This is a genomic window from Sulfitobacter sp. KMM 9851 (assembly GCF_057178245.1).
In genome coordinates this window covers 2,898,445-2,919,048 of sequence record NZ_CM169991.1, presented here as the reverse complement: position 1 = coordinate 2,919,048, position 20,604 = coordinate 2,898,445, and the positions used below count along the sequence as shown (strand labels likewise).

The 20,604-nt window shown below is 63.3% G+C and carries 19 protein-coding genes; 8 read left to right on the top strand and 11 right to left on the bottom strand.

Going from position 1 to position 20,604, the window contains the following annotated elements; translation table 11 throughout:
• Positions 1-8: 8 nt before the first annotated feature.
• Positions 9-1,280 carry a tetratricopeptide repeat protein gene (locus AC1965_RS14445; RefSeq protein WP_483884543.1) on the bottom strand — a complete coding sequence of 424 codons (1,272 nt, stop codon included), beginning with the start codon at positions 1,278-1,280 and terminating at the stop codon, positions 9-11.
• Positions 1,281-1,434: 154 nt separating this feature from the next.
• A complete protein-coding gene (locus AC1965_RS14440) occupies positions 1,435-3,327 on the bottom strand; it encodes a propionyl-CoA synthetase (protein ID WP_483884542.1) in 1,893 nt (630 codons plus the stop codon).
• Positions 3,328-3,543: 216 nt separating this feature from the next.
• Here AC1965_RS14440 and AC1965_RS14435 point away from each other — a divergent pair, with 216 nt between their 5' ends.
• Positions 3,544-4,317 carry a MipA/OmpV family protein gene (locus AC1965_RS14435; RefSeq protein ID WP_483884541.1) on the top strand — a complete coding sequence of 258 codons (774 nt, stop codon included), beginning with the start codon at positions 3,544-3,546 and terminating at the stop codon, positions 4,315-4,317.
• Positions 4,318-4,447: 130 nt separating this feature from the next.
• Positions 4,448-4,558, top strand: a complete 111-nt coding sequence (locus tag AC1965_RS14430; protein ID WP_483884540.1) for a malic enzyme — start codon at positions 4,448-4,450, stop codon at positions 4,556-4,558.
• An 85-nt stretch (positions 4,559-4,643) separates the two neighbouring features.
• Here AC1965_RS14430 and AC1965_RS14425 read toward each other — a convergent pair whose 3' ends face one another.
• Positions 4,644-6,917, bottom strand: coding sequence for an NADP-dependent malic enzyme (locus tag AC1965_RS14425; RefSeq protein ID WP_483884539.1), 2,274 nt, complete (start codon positions 6,915-6,917; stop codon positions 4,644-4,646).
• Positions 6,918-7,140: 223 nt separating this feature from the next.
• On the opposite strand from AC1965_RS14425, the gene AC1965_RS14420 reads away from it, so the two are divergent.
• From AC1965_RS14420 to AC1965_RS14400, 5 genes are all read left to right on the top strand, one after another.
• The gene (locus AC1965_RS14420; RefSeq protein WP_483884538.1) at positions 7,141-7,533 is read left to right on the top strand and encodes a cytidine deaminase; all 393 of its coding nucleotides are present in this window, start codon (positions 7,141-7,143) and stop codon (positions 7,531-7,533) included.
• Positions 7,534-7,537: 4 nt separating this feature from the next.
• A complete protein-coding gene (locus tag AC1965_RS14415; RefSeq protein ID WP_483884537.1) occupies positions 7,538-8,842 on the top strand; it encodes a thymidine phosphorylase in 1,305 nt (434 codons plus the stop codon).
• Positions 8,842-10,056: a phosphopentomutase gene (locus AC1965_RS14410; protein ID WP_483884536.1), complete on the top strand. Its 1,215-nt coding sequence runs from the start codon at positions 8,842-8,844 to the stop codon at positions 10,054-10,056. The genes AC1965_RS14415 and AC1965_RS14410 overlap by 1 nt, the downstream gene beginning before the upstream one ends.
• 68 nt (positions 10,057-10,124) lie before the next feature.
• Positions 10,125-10,763, top strand: a complete 639-nt coding sequence (gene upp / locus AC1965_RS14405) for a uracil phosphoribosyltransferase (protein WP_483884535.1) — start codon at positions 10,125-10,127, stop codon at positions 10,761-10,763.
• Positions 10,764-10,854: 91 nt separating this feature from the next.
• Positions 10,855-12,291, top strand: coding sequence for an SPOR domain-containing protein (locus tag AC1965_RS14400; RefSeq protein ID WP_483884534.1), 1,437 nt, complete (start codon positions 10,855-10,857; stop codon positions 12,289-12,291).
• Positions 12,292-12,364: 73 nt separating this feature from the next.
• Here the strand turns inward: AC1965_RS14400 and AC1965_RS14395 are convergent, their stop codons facing one another.
• The 6 genes from AC1965_RS14395 to AC1965_RS14370 form a co-directional block, all read right to left on the bottom strand.
• Positions 12,365-12,946, bottom strand: a complete 582-nt coding sequence (locus AC1965_RS14395) for a DUF4893 domain-containing protein (RefSeq protein WP_483884533.1) — start codon at positions 12,944-12,946, stop codon at positions 12,365-12,367.
• A gap of 1 nt (position 12,947) precedes the next feature.
• On the bottom strand, positions 12,948-13,325 hold the full coding sequence (locus AC1965_RS14390) for a DUF2237 family protein (RefSeq protein ID WP_483884532.1): 378 nt from the start codon (positions 13,323-13,325) through the stop codon (positions 12,948-12,950).
• A gap of 6 nt (positions 13,326-13,331) precedes the next feature.
• Positions 13,332-14,495, bottom strand: a complete 1,164-nt coding sequence (locus AC1965_RS14385) for a serine hydrolase domain-containing protein (RefSeq protein WP_483884531.1) — start codon at positions 14,493-14,495, stop codon at positions 13,332-13,334.
• An 82-nt stretch (positions 14,496-14,577) separates the two neighbouring features.
• Complete coding sequence (locus AC1965_RS14380) at positions 14,578-15,618, bottom strand: DUF2332 domain-containing protein (RefSeq protein ID WP_483884530.1); 1,041 nt, start codon at positions 15,616-15,618, stop codon at positions 14,578-14,580.
• Positions 15,615-16,328, bottom strand: a complete 714-nt coding sequence (gene pth, locus AC1965_RS14375; protein ID WP_483884529.1) for an aminoacyl-tRNA hydrolase — start codon at positions 16,326-16,328, stop codon at positions 15,615-15,617. Before pth ends, AC1965_RS14380 begins: the two co-directional genes overlap by 4 nt.
• 135 nt (positions 16,329-16,463) lie before the next feature.
• The gene (locus AC1965_RS14370; protein WP_483884528.1) at positions 16,464-17,123 is read right to left on the bottom strand and encodes a 50S ribosomal protein L25/general stress protein Ctc; all 660 of its coding nucleotides are present in this window, start codon (positions 17,121-17,123) and stop codon (positions 16,464-16,466) included.
• Between the two features lie 149 nt (positions 17,124-17,272).
• Here AC1965_RS14370 and AC1965_RS14365 point away from each other — a divergent pair, with 149 nt between their 5' ends.
• Positions 17,273-18,427, top strand: coding sequence for an MFS transporter (locus AC1965_RS14365; protein WP_483884527.1), 1,155 nt, complete (start codon positions 17,273-17,275; stop codon positions 18,425-18,427).
• Between the two features lie 19 nt (positions 18,428-18,446).
• Here AC1965_RS14365 and AC1965_RS14360 read toward each other — a convergent pair whose 3' ends face one another.
• Positions 18,447-19,613: an alpha-hydroxy acid oxidase gene (locus AC1965_RS14360; protein ID WP_483884526.1), complete on the bottom strand. Its 1,167-nt coding sequence runs from the start codon at positions 19,611-19,613 to the stop codon at positions 18,447-18,449.
• A 161-nt stretch (positions 19,614-19,774) separates the two neighbouring features.
• Positions 19,775-20,566 (bottom strand): tryptophan synthase subunit alpha, encoded by a 792-nt coding sequence (trpA, locus tag AC1965_RS14355; protein ID WP_483887055.1) that lies wholly within the window; start codon positions 20,564-20,566, stop codon positions 19,775-19,777.
• Positions 20,567-20,604 lie beyond the last annotated feature (38 nt).

Here is a 20,604-nt window from a genome sequence, read left to right as displayed (position 1 = left end):
CTGCCGCGTCAGAGGCCCATCACGGCATTACCGATCACGGCGTTGGGGCGGTGCATGGCAAGTTGCCGCCGTGCTTCGTCGTGACGGCCCAAGCGCAACAGGACGCCCACAGAGGCATATTCGATGAGGTCGCGTTGTGCGCGGCTGCCGCCGAGGCGCGCGTGATCATAAAGGGCATGTGTCAAAAAGTCGTTGGCCTGTGACCAGTTCTGGTCGGCGATGGATTTAAACGCTTCGGCAAGATAGCGCACGAGATCTGCTGCCGGTCCTTTGGCACCCGAAATAATGCGGCCAAGCGCGTCGGACCGGCCCGCCATGGCATAGGCAAGTGCCGCGTGGGCATCTGCAAAACCCAAGCCCGGTTTGGGGAAATGTATGGCGGCGTAGTCGCAGACCACCTGCCAGCGCGCCTTCGGAACTTTGACGCCCGACAGTTCCGCGCGGTAGAGTACTGCCGCCAGATCAACCATCACGTTCAACGGCGGCCCCCATGCCCCACGTGGATCAATATCACGGTCGACGATCCGCCACATCTCGTCCGTGTCGCCCCGTGCCAAGGCCCAAAGCGCGATGTGCCATGCGATGTGGCAGTGTAATTGGCCTTCCTTGTGGTAGGCGTTTTGCCAATCGGTAATGAAGGTATAACCGGCGTCGGTCTGACCGGTTTCGTAATAGAGATGTGATCGAAAATGTGCTGCGTGCGCGTTTCGCGGGTTGGCGTTCAGCGACTTTTCGATGCTCTTTTCGGCGCGGTCGATCTGACCCACCTCGACCTGTGCAAATCCCAGCAGGCCCTGAAGCCACCAGTCGTCGCCATAGTGTGGTTCAAGCATTTCGGCCAACGCCAGGTTTTCAGCCTCTCGCCCCGGCTGTCCGCTGAACCCGATCAAGCTGAGAACGCCGAGGCAAGCCTGAGCAACGAGCACATCGCGGGGGTGGTCGCGCAGCAGGTCGCGCGCCGCGCGGTATCCTGTGGCGCTTTGTCCCGCGATCAGCAGGCCGATGATGTCGATCTGGCGGCTTTCGCGGTCGGTCAGGGGGCGGCTGCAATTGGACGCTGCGCGCAGTGCCGACTGCGCCCCGGCGCGATCGCCGGTGAGCTGAAGGTAGCGTGCCAGAACCACGTGAGGGAGGGCGAAATCCGGGTCTTCTTTGATGGCTAGGTTCAACGCTGCTTGGACACCGATTTCGGCGCCTAGAAAACGGTCCAGCCCCAGAACATAAGCGTCCCGCGCGGTGGCGGACTGGGTAGACAGGGGATTTCCGTATCTGTCAATCATCGGCTGCGCCTTGGTCAATCGGCGTCATAGTACCTTAATACCGGCAAAAAGTCTGTATCTTTGATAAAGCCGCGCCCGTCGACGGGCGGTATCCGTCTGTCTGGGTCCGGTAGGCGGCGTTGGAACCGGGTCTGCGCCCCCTACGGGGTCTGCCTTAGGTCTTGGCGTAGCCGATGGTCTGGAGTGCGGCGCGAATTTCGTCGAGAATTGCCGGGTCGTCTATGGTTGCGGGTGGCTTGAAATCTGCCCCATCGGCAATTTTCACCATCGTGGCGCGCAGGATTTTGCCAGAGCGGGTTTTGGGCAGGCGGTCCACCACCAGCGCCAGTTTGAACGCCGCCACCGGGCCGATCTGGTCGCGCACGCGTTTGACACATTCGGCGGTAATATCGGCGTGCGGGCGGGTGACACCTTTGGTCAGGCAGACAAAGCCCACGGGCATCTGGCCCTTGAGCGTATCGCTGACACCGACCACGGCACATTCGGCGACATCGGGGTGGCCAGCGAGCACTTCTTCCATGGCACCGGTCGACAGGCGGTGGCCCGCGACGTTGATCACGTCATCGGTGCGCGCCATGATATAGAGATAGCCATCTTCGTCGATCATACCTGCATCGCCGGTTTCGTAGTAGCCGGGGAAGGTGGTGAGGTAGGATTTGGCAAAGCGGTCGGGCGCGTTCCACAGGCCGGGCAGGGTGCCGGGGGGCAGGGGCAGTTTGATCGCGATGGCACCGAGTTCGCCGGGTTTTTTGGCATGGCCGCCTTCGTCGAGGATTTGCACGTCATAGCCGGGCATCGCCACGGTGGGCGAGCCGATCTTGACCGGGAGCGCTTCGAGCCCGGCGGGGTTGCCTGCGATGGTGTAGCCCGTTTCGGTCTGCCACCAGTGGTCGTAGACGGGTTTGCCCAGCATCTGTTGCGCCCATTCGATTGTGTCAGGGTCGGCGCGTTCACCCGCCAGATAGAGGGCGCGCAGGCACGATAGGTCGTATTTCTTGATGTACTCGCCCTTGGGGTCTTCGCGTTTGACGGCGCGGATGGCGGTGGGGGCGGTGAAAAAGCTGCGCACGTTATGTTCGGATATGACGCGCCAGAAGGTGCCGGCATCGGGGGTGCCCACCGGTTTGCCCTCAAACACCACGGTGGTGTTGCCGTGGATCAGCGGGCCGTAGCAGATGTAGGAATGGCCCACGACCCAGCCGACATCGGACGCGGCCCAGAAGACATCGCCCGGATCGACATTGTAGATGTTTTTCATCGTCCAGTTCAGCGCAACCAGATGGCCCGCTGTGGGCCGCACCACACCTTTGGGCGCGCCGGTTGTGCCGGAGGTATAGAGAATATAGGCGGGGTGATTTCCCGGCACGGGGACGCAGGGCGCGGGGGCAACGCCGTCTTGTGCCGCGTTCCAATCGAGATCGCGGCTCGGTGTCAGATCGCAGGGCTGTTGATCGCGTTGCAGGATCAGACAAAGCTCGGGTTTGTGCTGCGCCATGTCGATCGCGCCGTCGAGCAGGGGTTTATAGGCCACGGTGCGGCCCGGTTCCAATCCGCAAGAGGCGGCGATGATCGCCTTGGGGGTGCAATCGTCAATGCGCACGGCCAGTTCATTGGCGGCAAACCCGCCAAACACGACAGAGTGGATGGCCCCGATGCGCGCGCAGGCCAGCATCGCCTCAAGCGCTTCGGGCACCATGGGCATATAGATGATAACCCGGTCGCCAAGCCCCACGCCCTGCGCGCTGAGCGCCCCGGCGAGGGAGGCAACGCGGGTTTGCAGTTCGGCATACGTGATCTTGGTCTGGGTGCCGGTGATCGGGCTGTCATGGATGATGGCGAGCTGGTCGCCGCGCCCTTTTTCCACATGGCGGTCGACGGCGTTGTAGCAGGTGTTGACCTGTGCGTCGGCATACCATTCGTAAAGGTTGTCACCGCGGTCATACAGGGCGCGTGTCGGGGGCACATCCCAGTCAATGGCGCGGGCTTGGTCCAGCCAATAGGTTTCTGGGTCAGCCTGCCAGCGGCTATAGGTTTCGCGGTATCCCATGGTATCCTCCCTGCGGTCTGACCTTGTTAGGCGGGCAACGGCGTCGGGGCAACCGGGCCGGGGGCGCGGGGCCAGACCTTTGAAAACCTTTTTACATGTTGCATAGCTGCCCGGTCGATATGTTTTCAACGGGGTTTCTGCGCTAAGCCCTGTCCTTGGATGCGGTTCGTGCTAGATGCACAACAAATATTATCCCCTTTTAGCAGGAGCCAATCCATGCGCCTTTTCCCTTCCCTGATGCTGAGCGTTGCCCTTGTTGGCGCGGCTGCACTGCCTGCCGCCGCGCAGGACCGGTCGTTCAACTTTGCCCTGCGCGGCGGGGTGGGCGCAGCACCTGATTATCCCGGTGCCAGCACCTATAGGGCCACGCCGGACGTCGGGTTTACCTTTGGGTCGCTGAATTGGGGCGGGCGCACGATTGGCAAGGGCATCGGGGCGATCCCGGACACCGGTTTCGCCTTTACCGGCGCGTTTCGCTATGTCGGTGCGCGCGAGGCAGCGGACAACCCTGAACTGGCGGGTCTGAACGACATCGACGCGGCGGTCGAACTGGGGTTCGGCGTGATTTACCGCGAAGTGAACTGGCAGGTCTTTGGTGAGGTGCGCCGTGGCTTTGGCGGGCATGAAGGCGTACGCGGCACCATTGGGTCTGACGTCATTTTTCGCCCTAGTGACCGCTGGACCATCACCGCAGGCCCGCGTTTCAACATGGGCAACGACACCTATGCATCGACCTATTTCGGGGTGACCGGGGCCGAAGCGGCGCTATCGCCCAGCTTTGGTGCCTTTGCGGCGGATGGCGGTTTGCTGGGCGCGGGCGTCGAGATCAAGGCGACCTATGAGCTGGATGATGCCTGGGCCGTGCAAGGGGCCATCAAATATGAACACCTGTTGAATGACGCGGCCCTGAGCCCGATCACCCGCGCCGGATCAGAAGATCAGTGGACCGTGCGCATCGGGCTGAGCCGGGCCTTTACGCTGCGGTTCTAAGTCCCCGCGCGGAAGGGCCAAATTCGACATCGACGTCGAAAACGGACCAGACGCGCGCGGGCAAAATTGCGACCCTTGGCACAGGCGCGGCACGGTGCCTGCGCCGCACGCATGAACAGAGGTTCGCGATATGGGTGACAAGATCGGCAACAAGAAGAAACAAGCCAAAGCGGCAGCAAAACCTGCCCCCAAGGCACCCGCTGCAGTGGCGGCTATCAAGCCATCCACGCCACGCAAGTAACCCCGCCCACGCCGGAAAATCCCAGCCCGGATTGGGCAGCGCCGCCCCTATCGTGGGGGCGGCGTTTTACGTTTACGGGGGGCGGTCAGCCGTAATGCGCCACCGGCGTGCCGGCGATGGCCCCGACGTTGAGCAATCCGCGCGCGGTGATCGACGGCGAAACGATATGCGCCCGGTTGCCCATCCCCATCAGGATCGGACCTACCTCTAGCCCGCCGCCTTTCATCTTGAGGATGTTGCGCACACCCGATGCAGCATCGGCATGGGCAAAGACCAGCACATTGGCCGCGCCTTCCATGCGGTTGTCGGGCAGCAGCCGCGCGCGCAGGTCGGCGTCCAGCGCGGTGTCGATGTTCATTTCACCCTCGTAGCAGAAATCATGGTTGCCCGCGTCCAGCAGGCGAAGTGCTGCGCGCAGACGGCCGCCGGTGCCTTCGCCTTGGTTGCCAAACTGGCTTTGAGAACAGAATGCGATTTTGGGTTCGATGCCAAAGCGGCGTACGTGGCGCGCAGCACCGATGGCAATTTCTGCGATCTGTTCGGGCGTTGGATGTAGATGCACCTGCGTATCCGCGATAAAGAGCGGACCATCTTCGAGGATCATCATGCTGAGCGCGCCATGTGGGCGCAGCCCGTCGCGGCCCAGCACCTGCTGCACGTAGTTCAGATGCCAGCCAAATTCGCCAAAGGTGCCGCAGATCAGGCTGTCGGCCTCGCCGCGATGCACCATGACCGCGCCGATCGCCGTGGTGTTGGTGCGCATGATGGCGCGGGCGATGTCGGGGGAAACACCCCGGCGGCACATCAGATTGTGGTAGGTTTCCCAGTAATCACGGTAGCGCGGATCGTTTTCAGGGTTCACCAGATCGACGTTTTTGCCCAGTTGCAGGTTCAGCCCCGCTTTTTCGATGCGCCGTTCGATCACGTCGGGACGGCCGATCAGAATGGGGCGTTCGACGGTTTCCTCGATGATCGCCTGGGCGGCGCGCAGCACGCGTTCGTCTTCGCCTTCGGCAAAGACCAGACGGCGGGGCGAGGTGCGGGCGGCCTCGAACACCGGGCGCATGACCATGGCGGATTTAAACACCGACCCGTCAAGTTTGCGTTTGTAGGCATCGAGGTCTTCGATCGGGCGGGTGGCCACGCCGGTTTCCATTGCGGCGCGGGCCACGGCAGAGGAAACCACGCCAATCAGCCGTGGATCAAACGGTTTGGGGATCAGATAATCCGCGCCAAAGGTCATCTGTTCGCCCTGATAGGCGGCGGCGGCTTCGGCAGAGGTGGTGGCACGGGCAAGGGCGGCGATACCTGCGATACAAGCCAGTTTCATCTCGTCATTGATGACGGTTGCCCCGACATCCAGCGCCCCCCGGAAAATGAAGGGAAAACACAGTACGTTGTTGACCTGATTGGGGAAATCGCTGCGCCCGGTGGCGATGATGGCATCAGGGGCCACGGCGCGGGCGAGATCGGGGAGGATTTCAGGCGTGGGATTGGCAAGGGCAAAGATGATCGGGCGATTGGCCATTTTGGCGACCATTTCGGGGCTGAGCACGCCGGGGCCGGACAGGCCGAGGAACAGGTCCGCGTCGTGGATCACATCGTCGAGCGTGCGCAGGTCGGATTTTTGCGCGTATTCGGATTTGATCGGGTTCATGTCGACCTCGCGGCCCTCGTGAACCAGACCGTTGATGTCGCACAGCCAGACGTTTTCGCGTTTGACGCCCAGTTTCAGCAGCATGTTGAGGCAGGCAATGCCCGCCGCCCCGCCGCCGGTCGAGACGATCTTGATGTCCTCGAATTTTTTGCCCGCGACATACAGCGCATTGGTGGCAGCCGCGCCGACGACGATGGCGGTGCCATGCTGGTCGTCGTGAAAGACGGGAATGTTCATGCGTTCGCGGCAGATCCGTTCCACCGCAAAACATTCGGGCGCTTTGATGTCTTCAAGGTTGATGGCGCCAAAGGTCGGTTCAAGCGCGCAGACGATATCGGCCAGTTTCTCGGGGTCGGCTTCGTTCAGTTCGATATCGAAACAGTCAATATTGGCGAACTTCTTGAACAGGACCGCCTTGCCCTCCATCACCGGTTTGGACGCCAATGCGCCGATGTTGCCCAGCCCCAGAACGGCCGTGCCATTGGTGACCACGGCCACCAGATTGCCACGCGCGGTGAAACGGGCGGCATTTGCCGGATCATCGCGAATTTCGAGACAGGCCTCGGCCACGCCGGGGGAATAGGCGCGGGCCAGATCGCGGCCGTTGGCCAGCGGTTTCGTGGCGCGCACCTCAAGCTTTCCGGGTTTGGGGAATTCGTGATAATCCAGAGCGGCTTGGCGCAGATTGGGCGTGTCGGACATGGGTTTGAGGCTCCTCCCAGGGAATGGTTTAGTGTTAAACTATTTCGCGCCGGGGGCAAACTGAGAAATCGCCGCGCGGGTGTTGGGCCGTGCCGGGGGCCAGCCCCCATCGCCCCAAGAGGCGATTCCCCCGGGAATATTTTTGCCCAGAAAGAATAGCGTGCTGTTTTGCATCGCACAGGTCGGGGGAAATTCCTATAGTTGGTGAAAAGGGAGACGTTAGATGAGTGAACTGCGCGAACCAGCCGTGCGGGTGCGGGAAAATGCCCATGCGCCCTATTCCAATTTCAAGGTGGGGGCGGCGATCCGCGGCGCGTCTGGTGCTGTCTATTGCGGCTGTAACGTCGAAAATGTGGCCTATCCTGAAGGCACCTGTGCGGAGGCGGGCGCGATTGCCGCGATGGTGGCGGCGGGCGAGACCCGGTTGACGGAGGCCTATGTGGTGGCGGGCAGCGATCTGCCCGTGACGCCCTGTGGCGGTTGCCGTCAGAAGCTGGCGGAATTTGGGGCAGGCGAGGTGCAGGTGACCATGGCAACGGTGGCGGGCACCGAACAGGTTATGACCTTGGCCGACCTGCTTCCGGGGGCTTTTGGCGCCGCCCATATGAAGGGGTGAGCCGATGAATGCGCGCGGAATTCTGGCGCTTTTGCGCCACGGGCAGCCGTTGGGCGCGGCCGAGCTGACATGGATGGCGCGGGCCTTGGCCGATGGCGGGGTCAGCGATGCGCAGGCCGGGGCCTTTGCCATGGGGGTCTGTCTGAACGGGTTGGATGAGGCCGGGCGCGTGGCCTTTACGCTGGCAATGCGGGATTCGGGGCAGGTGCTGCGTTGGGATTTGGGCGGGCCGGTATTGGACAAGCATTCCACGGGTGGTGTGGGCGATTGCGTGTCCTTGATCCTGGCCCCGGCACTGGCGGCCTGTGGCGCCTATGTGCCGATGATTTCGGGCCGGGGGCTGGGCCATACGGGCGGCACGCTGGATAAGCTCGAAGCGATCCCGGGGGTGACGACCCAGTTGGAGGAGCCGCAGTTTCGCGCGGTTGTGGCGGCGGCGGGCTGTGCCATTGTCAGCGCCAGCGGCGATATCGCGCCCGCCGACAAGCGGCTTTATGCGGTGCGTGATGTATCCTCGACCGTGGATTCGCTGGACCTGATCACGGCGTCGATCCTGTCGAAAAAACTGGCGGCGGGGTTGGATGGTCTGGTGCTGGATGTGAAGGTCGGCAGCGGGGCGTTCATGAAGGATATGTCGGAGGCGCGGGCACTGGCGCAGGCGCTGAGCGGCACGGCGACTGCGGCGGGATGTCCCACGACGGCAGTGATCAGTGACATGAGCCAGCCTCTCGTTCCGAGCCTTGGCAATGCGCTGGAGGTGGCCGAGGTGATGCGCGTTCTGACCGGCAGCGTCCGTGGCCCGATTGTCGAAGTGGCCGCGGCGCTGGGCGGGGTCTTGCTGGCAAATGGTGGTCTGGCCAAGGATGTGCAGGCCGGGGCGGATGCGATTATTGCCGCGATTGCCGATGGCCGCGCGCTGGAGCGTTTTGGCCGGATGTTGGCCGCGATGGGCGGGCCAGTGGGCTTTGCCGAGGATTGGCAGCGGTTTCTGCCCGAAGCCACGGTGATGCGGTCGGTGCCGGCCCCGCGCGCCGGATATGTGACGGCGATTGATGGCGCGGCCTTGGGGCTGGCGGTGGTGGACCTGGGCGGTGGCCGCGTGGTGGAGGCGGACCAGATTGATCCAGCGGTGGGCCTGTCGGATGTGGTGCGGTTGGGCGATGCGGTGCAACAGGGCCAGAGCCTTGCCATGGTGCACGCCGCGCGCCCCGGTGCGGCAGACCTTGCGGCGGCGGCAGTACAGGCGGCGATCACCATTGGCGACGCGCCAGAGCCGGTGCCAGCATTGATACTTGAGAGGGTTGGCTGATGGCGCGTGCGTTTTTGGTGGTGATCGATTCCGTCGGTATTGGCGGTGCGCCGGATGCCGATGAATTCTTTAACGGTGCGGTGCCCGATACCGGCGCAAATACGCTGGGCCATATCGCGCAGGCCTGTGCCGCGGGGCAGGCCGAGGACGGGCGCAGCGGGGCGTTGCATCTGCCGCATCTGGACCGGTTGGGGTTGGGGGCGGCGGTGCACCTGGCCAGCGGGCTGGATGCGCCGGGGCTGGGCGCTGTGCCGCGAGGCCGCTGGGGGGCCGCGACGCAGGTGTCGCGCGGCAAGGATACGCCATCGGGGCATTGGGAATTGGCCGGGCTGCCGGTGCCGTGGGAGTGGCAGTATTTCCCTGATACTGTGCCTGCTTTTCCAGCCGAATTGACGCAGGAGGTGGCGCGGCTGGCCGGGGTTGGCGGCGTCCTGGGCAACTGTCATGCCTCGGGGACGGCGATCATTGATGACATGGGCGCGGAGCATTGCCAGAGCGGCTGGCCGATCTGCTATACCTCAGCGGATTCGGTGTTTCAGATTGCAGCGCATGAGGAAGCCTTTGGGCTGGACCGTTTGCTGGCGCTGTGCGAGGCCATCGCGCCGCGTTTGCACGAAATGAAGGTAGGCCGGGTGATCGCGCGGCCCTTTACGGGCGCGCCGGGGGCGTTTGCCCGCACGGCCAACCGGCGCGACTATGCGATCATGCCGCCTGAGGCCGTGCTGACCAATTGGGTGCAGGATGCCGGTGCGCGTGTCTATGCCGTTGGCAAGATTGGCGATATCTTTTCGATGCAGGGGATAGATGAGCTGCGCAAGGGGCCGGATGCGGTGCTGATGGGGCATTTGCACGATCTGGTGGCCGAGGCAGAGGAGGGCAGCCTGACCTTTGCGAATTTTGTCGAATTTGACAGTCTCTATGGGCATCGGCGTGATGTGTCGGGCTATGCCCGCGCGCTGGAATGGTTCGATGCCGAGATCGGCAAGGTGATTGCGGCGCTGCGGCCGGGCGACATGCTGGTGATCACGGCGGATCATGGCAATGATCCCACCTGGATCGGCAGCGATCATACCCGCGAACGGGTGCCGGTGCTGGTCGCAGGGCCGGAGGCGGGACAGGGCGCGGAACAGGGCGCGGGCGCGCTGGGGCAGATCGGTTTTGTCGATGTGGCAACGCTGGTGGCGGGGCATCTGGGTGTGGCGGTGCCGGGATAGGCCGGCCGCGCGCTTGCGAAACATCCGCTTTCGCGGCTAGAAGCAATGGAAACCAAGGAGCCTGCCGCATGTCCCACACCGATCACCTGACCGTCGTTGACCACCCGCTGGTGCAGCACAAACTGACAATCATGCGCGACAAGGACACGCCGACGGCGGTGTTTCGGCAATTGCTGCGCGAGATCAGTCAACTGCTGGCCTATGAGGTGACGCGCGGCTTGCCGATGACGACCAAACGGATCGAAACGCCGATGCAGGTGATGGACGCGCCGACACTTGATGGCAAGAAGTTGGCGCTGATTTCGATCCTGCGGGCGGGCAACGGACTGCTGGACGGGGTGTTGGAATTGATCCCCTCGGCGCGGGTCGGATTTGTCGGGCTTTACCGTGACGAAGAGACCCTGCAACCGGTGCAGTATTACTTTAAGGTGCCCGAAGGTCTGGACGATCGTCTGGTCATCGCCGTGGACCCGATGCTGGCCACGGGCAATTCATCGGCGGCAGCGATTGATCTGCTGAAATCGGCGGGCGCGACCAATATCATCTTCCTGTGCTTGCTGGCCTCGCCCGAAGGCATTGCGCGGATGAAGGCGGCGCATCCCGATGTGCCGATCGTCACGGCGGCGGTCGATGAGGCGCTCAATGACAAAGGCTATATCGTTCCGGGGCTTGGCGATGCCGGGGATCGCATGTTCGGCACGAAATAATCGACCAATTTTGCCGGTTTTGCTGCGCGTCGTGCTTTACTCACGGCGCGCGGTAAGGCATCGTGCCTACCAGATAGTGTGGGGGCACCAGATGACTTTTACCAGAAGTATTGCCATGGCCGTCATCGTCGCGTCTTTGGGCGTCGGCGGATTGCAGGCGCAAAATGGCCAGATACAGCCAGCAGAATTCCCGTCGTCCGCCTATAAGGGCAAGCAGTATGTCGACAGTGGCGGCTGTGTGTTCATCCGGGCAGGCATTGATGGCAATGTGACGTGGATTCCGCGTATGAGCCGGGCGCGCAAACCGGTCTGCGGGTTCAAGCCCACAGGCGTGGCGAGTGCGGCAGCACAGCCCGCGACGGCCGCAGCCCCGGTTCAGATCACCCTGAACACCGCCCCAGCGACCCAGACCCCGGTTGCAAAACCTGCACCGCGCAAGGTGGTGCAACAGGCGGCGAAACCCGCGCCTGTCGTGGTGCGCCAGACGGCGGCCAAGACGGCGGCCAAGCCGGTGCGCCGGGTGGCGAAGCCGGTTGTGGTTGCCGCCGCGAAACCGGCCCCTGTGGTCGCGGCCCCAGTGGTAACCAAGCCCGTGAAAACGGTCAAAACTGTGACGCGCAAGCGGGTTGTGACGGCCTGTCCCGGTGCCTCGGCGCTGTCGCAGCAGTACCTGCGTGGGGATGGCCGCATGGCCGTGCGCTGTGGCCCGCAGTCTGAACCCATCGTGGCATCACGTGTGGCCCCTGTGGCGCCGGCACGCGCCGATGCCCCGTCGCCCTATCGCACTGCAGCGGTCAGCAGCACAGCCCCGGTTGCCGCCGCGCCGACCTATCGCCGCGCGGTGGCACCCGAGGTCACGGCGACCACCCGTATCGTGCCGAAACATGTGGCCATCGCCCGGCAGAACACGACCAATGTGTCGGTCCCCAAGGGCTATCGCAAGGTCTGGCAGGATGGGCGGTTGAACCCCAACCGGGCCGAACAGAACCTCGCCGGGCGTCACGAGATGCTGCTGATCTGGACCCAATCGGTGCCGCGCCGCTTGATCAATCAAGCCACCGGGCGGGACGTCACGGCATCGGTGCCGCTGATCTACCCCTATCTCGACATCACCACGCAAAAGCGCGAACTGGGCGAGGTCACCATCGTGCAGCGCGACGGCAAGCTGATGAAACGTGTGATCCGCCATGCCAACGCCGCCCCGATCCAGCGTGCCCCGATCCAGCGTGCTCCGGTGTATTCCAGCCGCTCGACCCCCAAGGCCGCCGCACCTGCCCCCGCCGCCCCGCGTGCGGTGACCGGTGCACGGTTTGTGCAAGTCGGGCTTTATGGCAATCCGGGCAATGCGCAGCGCGCCGCGAACACCATCGCACGCATGGGTATGCCCGCGCGCATCGGCAAGCTGACCCAAGGGGGCAAGACCTATCACAGCGTGCAGGCCGGGCCATTTGGTCAGGCGGGTGCGGTGCAGTCCGCCGTGTCCAAGCTGCGCGGTGCCGGGTACAAGGACGCCTTTGCGCGCAAGTGATCTGCGGCCGAACGCCACGCTTTAGGCCAGTCAGGCGATGCCCGGCTGGCCTTTTTCGTGGCGCCTTGCCGCATCAGCGGGTCAATTCGAGAATGTCAAAATCGCTTTCCACTGCCGGGGCGGGGAACAGCAGCCGCGCGCGGGTGGGGCTGATCCGCTGGAACACGGCAACATCGGCCTGCACACGCCCATCTGAGGCGAAATTATCGGGCAGCTCGCCATAGGCCGGTGGCTGCTCGCCCGCGACATAACCGACGCCGGCATAGATCGCGCGCCCGTCGTTCAGCGTGATCTCGCCCTTGGTGCGCTGCGATCCGCTAAGCTTTTCAAGGGCAAATCCCCGCTCGGACGCGGTGATGCGGCATTTGAATGGGGTGTAGACCACCAGCGGGCTGATCCCGCCCAGCTTGATCGTGCGGCAGGACCAATCCCCGATCAGGCTGGGGTCAAAGGCAATGTCGGGCGTGCCGGACAACGCCCGAGTGAGGGCCGCGACATCCTGTGCAGCGCCGCCTGCCAGCGCCTGCATCACCGCGTCGCCCAGACTGGCGTCGAACCCGTCAAGCCGCGCGCGGTCCTGCGGGCGCAGGGCAGTGTCCGCCACCAGCGGGGCAGGGATCAGCAACAGCGCGACGAGGGCATAGAGCGGGCGCATATCAGCCGCCCTTGCTGTCGTGCGCGCGCAGCAGCGCCAGCGGCACCATTTCCAGCGCCCGGATATGGGTCGCGGCCAGGTGCACCTTTGGCCCGCAGCCCTCGTCGGCGGCCTGTAGGAACCGCCCGGCACATAGGCACCAGCTATCGCCCGGCTTTAGCCCGTCAAAGCCAAATTCAGGTCGGGGCGTGCTGAGGTCATTGCCGACATATTTCGAATAGGCCAAAAACTCGGCTGTCATAATGGCGCAGACTGTGTGGCTGCCTTCGTCCTGTTCACAGGTGTTGCAGTGGCCATCGCGAAAGAACCCGGTGACCGGGTCAGTGCCGCACAGTTGCAGCGGCTTGTTCAGGACATTGATACTGTCATCTGGCTGCATGGGCCCTCACAGGTTATTGGCGATCTCGCGGAATATCGCGATGTTTTCATCGTTTACGCCCGCGTCGCGGAATTTACGGTCGGCGGCATTGGTTGCGATCACCACGTTCCGGGCGGTATCGATATAGATATACTGCCCGTAGACGCCGCGCGCCATATATTCGCCCGCAGCCGCGCCCTGCGGCACCCACCATTGATATCCATAGCCGATTTCGCCTTCGGCCGTTGGGGCCGTCGGTATCGTCGAGGCCGCAACCCAGTCGGCGGGTACGATCTGTTTGCCGTTCCACTGTCCCTTTTGCGCGTACATCTGGCCAAAGCGGGCGTAATCGCGCGTGGTCATGTTCAGCCCGCCCAGCACAAAGGCCGTACCCGCGCCGTCGACGATATAATAGGGCGCGTATTCCAGCCCCAGCGGTGCGATAATCTTTTCGCTTAGCAAATCGGGAATTGTGCGCCCGGTTGCGCCGCGCACGACCATGCCAATGACATGGGTGTCGATGGAGACATATTGCCATTCGCTGCCCGGCGCGGTGAAGGTTTCGGTCAGCCCGGCGGCGAAATCGTCCATTCTGCCGCCCAAGGCCAGCACGCGGCCCATGCGGTTGATGTCAGAATCGTAGTCCAGGTAGTCTTCGTCGAAGGTCACGCCGCTGGCCATGTTCAGCACATTGCGCAGGGTGGCACCGTCATAGGCACCGCCCTTAAGGCTGGGGGCGTATTTGGTAACCGGATCGTCGAGCGAGGCGATCTTGCCCTCGGCCATGAGGATGCCAACCAAGGCGGAAAGATAGCTTTTGGCGACTGACCAACTGATCCGGCGATCGTCTGGGGCCGTGCCCTTGAAGTAGTTTTCATAAACGATGGCCCCGTCCTTGAGCACCACAAGCGCTGTCACGTCTCGCGCCGCGATCCAGTCGTCGACCGCAGGCGGCAGGGTCGTTTCGGGGCCGTAGGGCAGATCGACGGTGGCGCCATCGCCACGCGATACCGGAGCCGACAGAAAGGCCGCGTCCATATGGCTAAAATTCTGCACGATCTTTTCTTGGGAAAACAGCGAGTTGACCGCCAGAAGTCGCGTGATCTGTTCGCGTTTCCAAAACCCGATCAGAACCGCCGCCAGCACCAAGGCCAGCAGGATGCGGCCCAGCCATTTTCCGAATGTTCGCATGATTTACCCCCTGTTTTGCGCATCCAATCACAGGGCACGGGGCGGGGCCAGTGCAACATTGCGTCATCCGCGATGTTGCTGATCAGGCGTCATATGTCCAGTTGACCCAGCGCCCGTGAAAATCAGCGCGCCCCAGCGTCAGATGGATGTCTCCGGGCCAGAGCCGCAGGGTAATCGCGGCCCCGCCGAGGCCCTGGGGATCGCCATCGTTTTCCATACCCAGCCAGGCCAGCGGGCGTTTTGCGGTGGCTTTGGCCCCCGCTGCGGTGATCAGGGCGCGGCCACGGGCCTGTGCCGTAGCCGGGAAATACTGCCACGCAATCGTGTGCTGGATCAGGTGCAATTGCCCCGGCGCGGCCTGATGCATCCTTGTGGCAAGCCAGTCAACGGCGTCGCCCTGCAAAACCGGCGCCTGATCCAACGACGCTGCGGTGCGCGTCTTGGCCAGCCGGTCGGGTTGATCGGGCCAGAGGTACGACATCAGCCGCAGCAGATGGTCGTGGCGTCGAAGATCCAGCGGATTAAGGTCGACCCCGGCGCGCGCGGTGATCTGCGCGCGGTTGGCGGGCGGCAGCGGGCCGGACCAGTCGGGTGTCAGGATCAGCGCAGGCAGCGACGGGCCAAAACGGGTGCCTTTGATGTCGAGCGCATATTGATCCCACAGCAGGTTCAGCCCGGCGCTGGCGCCCAACTCGCTCAGCAGGATCGGCAGGTCGAAATGTTTGACCGCCACAGCGGCCCCGGCAATCAACACGGCGGCGCGGCGGACCTCGTTGGTTTGCGGGGCGCTGGCTGTCCAGTCGATCAGGAAGACGCCGTGACGGTCGATTGCGCCCAGAACCGCCTTGCGCAGTACGGCATCGCTGACTGTCGCAGGCGGATAGGCGGCAACCAGATCGGCGTCCAGCCGTTTCAGCACCAGCGCGTGCAGCCCACTGGCCACACGCAGGGGCAGGGAATGGCCGCGCGGCCCGATGTCGCCCTCGTAAGCCCCGAGTTTGAGTGCCAGCGCGCTGTCGGCAGGCCAATCGGTTGCAAGCAGGTCCATCAATTGCCCCATAAAGGGCGAGCCGAGCGCCCGGCAGGCCTCGGCCTGGTCGGCAAAGGCTGCTTTCAGGCTCATCGGAAACGTTCCATCAGTTTTTGCAGCGCTGATTGTGGCTGCGTTTCGGTGTTTGGGTGTTGCGTGTTCGAGTCCGCTTTGGTTTCGGCATCGGTATCTGCCTTAGGGGCCTGCGGCGCCTTGGTGCCGGTGCCGGACCGGGGCGGCGATACCCGCAGGGCGACCGCATTCATGAACCGGCCCGCATCGCCCGCCACCAGATCGCCGATGCCGTCGCTGACACCGCGCATCACATCGTCCAGCCAGCCTTCGTCGGCCTTTGGGAAATCACGCAGAACATAACCCGCCACCGCGTCCTTGTGGCCGGGATGGCCGACGCCCATGCGCACGCGCATATAATCCGGCCCGATATGGGCATGGATCGACCGCAACCCATTGTGGCCTGCATGGCCGCCGCCCGTCTTGCATTTCAGCCGACCGGGGGCCAGATCCAATTCGTCGTGAAACACGATGACATCTTGTGGTTCCAGTTTGTAAAACCGCATGGCGGCCTGCACCGACTGGCCGGAGTTGTTCATAAAGGTTTCAGGCTTAAGCAGCACGGCGCGGTCCGACACAAAGCGCCCTTCGCTGACGCTGCCCTGAAACTTGCCCTTCCAGGGGGCAAATCCGTGGTCCGCCGCGATCTGGTCCAGCGCCATAAAGCCGATGTTGTGGCGGTTGCGTGCATATTTCGCGCCCGGATTGCCAAGGCCGATAATCAGTTTCACGGGCGTGTCTCCCTTTGCGCGGTCGGTGCAGTCTAGCAAGCGGGGCGGGGGAGTGGAATGGCGTATCCCCCGCAAACGCAAAACGGGGCCGCATGGCGCGACCCCGTTTCAACATCACCCAATTGGGTAGGATGCTTATTCTTCGCCGTCGGGTGGACCCATTTCGGTGGTCGGCACTTCGTCAGCGGCTGTATCGTCGTCTGCGTCGTCATCCGCGCTCTTGAGGGCGGAAGGTGCCGAAATCTGCGCGATCACGAAGTCGCGGTCGATCACAGGCTTTGCGCCTTCGGGCAGTTTGACGTTCGCGATGGTCGCGCTGTCACCGATTTGCAGTTCCGAGATATCGACTGTGATGCTCTCAGGAATGTCAGCGGCGGTCACAACCAGTTCGACTTCTGGACGTACCAGCGTCAACACGCCACCTTTGCGCAGGCCGGGGCATTCTTCTTCGCCCGAGACTTCAACATTGATGAACAAGTTGATCTGTGTGGTCCGCTTCAGGCGCATCAGGTCGATGTGCGTGGGCAGGTCTTTTACAACGTGGCGCTGAACGTCGCGGCAGATGACGCGGACGTCATCGTGGCCTTCAACCTTGAGGTTGAACAGGGTCGCTTTGAAACGGCCCGCGCGCAGCTTGGTCAGCAGCTTGTTGAAAGGAATGTTGATCGGCAGCGGCTCGTTGTCGCCACCAAACACAATACCAGGAACCATGCCATCGCGGCGTGCCTGACGAGCGGCGCCCTTGCCTGTCCCCGTCCGTACCTGGGCTTCAAGATCAGGAATCTCTCCGGCCATTTTAATCTCCAATTTATTTAGGGCGGGAATCCTCCAAGGCTGTATCCCCGCGTGAAGCCGCGCGTATAGACGGGTTTCGGGCGTGTGAAAAGGGTAAAATCCCCAACGCGCCCCTTGGCAATGGCAAGGACGCGTGGCACAGCCGCCAGATGGGACTGAAACAGGATATTTACCTTTCGCGCAAGCCGCTGGCGGGGTTCATCGCCATCGGGGTCGCATGGGCGTGCTATTTTGCCCAGATGCCGGTGATCAAGACCGCTGTCGGGGCGTCGGATGGTGCCTATGGCGCGGCGGTGCTTTTTGCTGCGATGGGGGCGGTGGCGGCGATGTGGCTGGCCCCACTGGCACAGCGGCTGGCCGGGGGGCTGGCGCTGTCGCTGGGGATCGCGGTCGTGGGCACGGGGATGTTTGCCGCGGGAGTGGCGCCGGGTCTGGGGCTGCTGGCGGCGGCGCTTTTGCTGGCCTCGATGGGGTCTGGTGTGGTCGATGTGCTGATCAACGCGCGGGTGTCCGAGATCGAGGCGCGCAGCGGGCGCAGTCTGATGAACCTCAACCACGCCCTTTATTCCTTTGCCTATGCCGGGGGCGCGCTGTCGACGGGCGCTTTGCGGGCCGCAGATGCCACGCCGGTGCAGGTTTTCGCCGGGCTTGTGCTGCTGTTGGGCCTGCTGGCGTGGTGGGCGCGCGATGTCAGCCCGCATATCGACGAAGACAGCGGCCTGGGGGCGGCGACCGTGCCGCATGGGCTGGTCTGGATGGCGGGCGGCGTGGTGCTGATCGCGTTTGTCGCCGAAGCGTCGGCGGAAGGCTGGTCGGCGCTGCATCTGGAACGGACCCTGGGCGGCAGTGCTGCCGAAGGGGCGCTGGGGCCTGCGATGCTGGGGCTGACTATGGGCATCGGGCGGCTGTCGGGCCATGCCCTGGCGCGGCTGATGCGGGATACGACGTTGATGTTGCTGGCGATACTGGTGTCGGCGCTGGGGATCGCGCTGGCGGCACTGGCGGGCAGTGTGGCAATGGCGCTGGCGGGTTTTGCGCTGGGGGGCTTGGGCATTTCGGTCGTGGCACCGCTGGCGCTGGCACTGGTGGGGCGCATGGTCCCACCCGCTGCACGGCTCAAGGCGATCAGCCGGGCGGCGGTGCTGGGCTACGGCGCGTTTTTCTTTGGCCCGCCGATGATGGGGCTGATCGCCGAAGGGTTTGGCCTGCGCGCGGCGTTCCTTTTGATTGCGGCACTGCTGGTGGTCACGGCACTGGCGCTGGTGCCGCTGCTGGCCCGGCGCGCGGCAGCGGCGTCAGTCTGACATGCGGCCCCGGGCGGGCTTAGTCCTGCCAGCGGCCTTCAAAATCCTGCGGGATCAGGAGGTTGTGCCGCCCAAGTGCCTGCACGGATGTTTCCCCGCACAGCGCCATGGTCAGATCCAGCTCGCGGTGGATCACCTCCAGCGCCTTGGTTACCCCGGCCTGACCCATTGCGCCTAGGCCATAGATAAAGGCGCGCCCGATATAGGTGCCGCTGGCCCCCATCGCCACGGCCTTTAGCACGTCCTGCCCAGACCGGATGCCACTGTCGAGATGCACTTCGATCTGGTCCCCCACAGCGTCAAGGATGGCAGGCAACATGCGGATCGAACTGAGCGCGCCATCCAACTGCCGCCCGCCGTGGTTGCTGACGATGATCGCGTCTGCCCCGACATTAAGCGCCATGCGCGCGTCGTCGGCATCAAGTATCCCCTTGAGGATCACTTTGCCGCCCCATTGTTCCTTGATCTTGGCGATCTTGTCCCAATTCAGTGTCGGGTCGAACTGTTCGGCGGTCCAGACGCCGAGATTGGCATTGTCCGTGACCCCGTGCACATGGCCCACGATATTGCCGAAATGGCGGCGTTTCGCGCCCAGCATCTCGATGCCCCAGGCCCATTTCGTTGCCAGATTGGCGATGGTCTTGGCCGTCAGCTTGGGCGGGGCGGAGAGACCGTTTTTCAGATCCTTGTGACGCTGGCCCAGGATTTGCAGATCAAGCGTGATCACCAGTGCCGAACAATTTGCATCCTTGGCGCGCTGGATAAGGCGGCTGACGTAATCCTGATCGCGCATGGTATATAGCTGGAACCAAAAGGGTTTGCTGGTCGCCTCTGCCACGTCTTCGATCGAGTTGATGGACATGGTGGACAGGGTAAAGGGCACGCCAAAGGCTTCGGCGGCGCGCGCGGCTTTGATCTCGCCATCGGCACATTGCATGCCGGTCAGCCCGACCGGGGCGAGGGCCACAGGCATCGCCACGTCCTGCCCGATCATGCGGGTGGTGGTGCTGCGCCCTGACATATCCACGGCGACACGTTGGCGCAGGCGTATCTGGTCGAAATCCGATGTGTTTTCGCGAAAGGTCTGTTCTGTCCAACTGCCGGATTCAGCGTAGTCGTAGAACATCCGCGGCACCCGCCGTTGATAGATACGTTTCAGGTCGGCGATGTTGGTGATAACGGGCATGGGGCACCTTTCGTAGATTGGTAAGGTTTAATTACCAATTTTTACATCGCAAGGCAATCGTCATCGCATCACGGCAGGGGGCAACGCGCGGGGCGTCTGGGGGCGCGCCGCGGCGAGGTCTTTTATCTGGCAAGATGAGGCAGGGTGGGTGGCGGCCCGCGTCAGGCGGCGTGGGCGCCATCCGACAGGGATTTCACAAAGGCCAGCACATCGGCCACGCTGTCACCCTGGGCGATGCGATTGACGATGGCGGAGCCGACGACAACCCCATCCGCGACCTCAGCGATGGCGCGGGATTTTTCGGGGGTGTTGATGCCAAAACCCACGATCACCGGCAGGCCGCTGGCCTTTTGAATACGCGTGACTTCGGGGCCGACATCCCCGGCATCTGCCTCGGCCGAGCCGGTGATGCCGGTGATCGAGACGTAATAGACAAAACCGGAGGTGTTCTGCACCACGCGCGGCAGACGTTTGTCATCTGTTGTGGGGGTGGCAAGCCGGATAAAGTTGAGCCCGGCCTCCTGCGCGGGCAAGCACAGTTCGCTGTCTTCTTCGGGGGGCAGGTCGACCACGATCAGCCCGTCGATACCCGCCGCCTTGGCCGCAGTCAGGAACTTTTCAACGCCCATCGAATAGATCGGGTTGTAATAGCCCATCAGTACAATCGGCGTTGTGTCGTCATTTTCACGAAAGGCTGTGGCCAGTTCCAACGTGCGCTTGAGCGTCATGCCGCCCGCAAGCGCGCGCTGACCGGCAAGCTGGATGGTGGTGCCGTCGGCCATCGGATCGGTAAAGGGCAGGCCCAGTTCGATGATGTCCACCCCCGCACCCGGCAGGCCGCGCACGATGTCGAGCGAGGTGTCGAAATCCGGGTCACCCGCCATGACGTAAGACACAAAGGCCTTTTTACCGCGCGCGCGGAGGTCTGCGAATTTGGCGTCAATACGGGTCATGGGATGGGCCTTTTCTTTGCTTTCCTCGGCAATGCCGA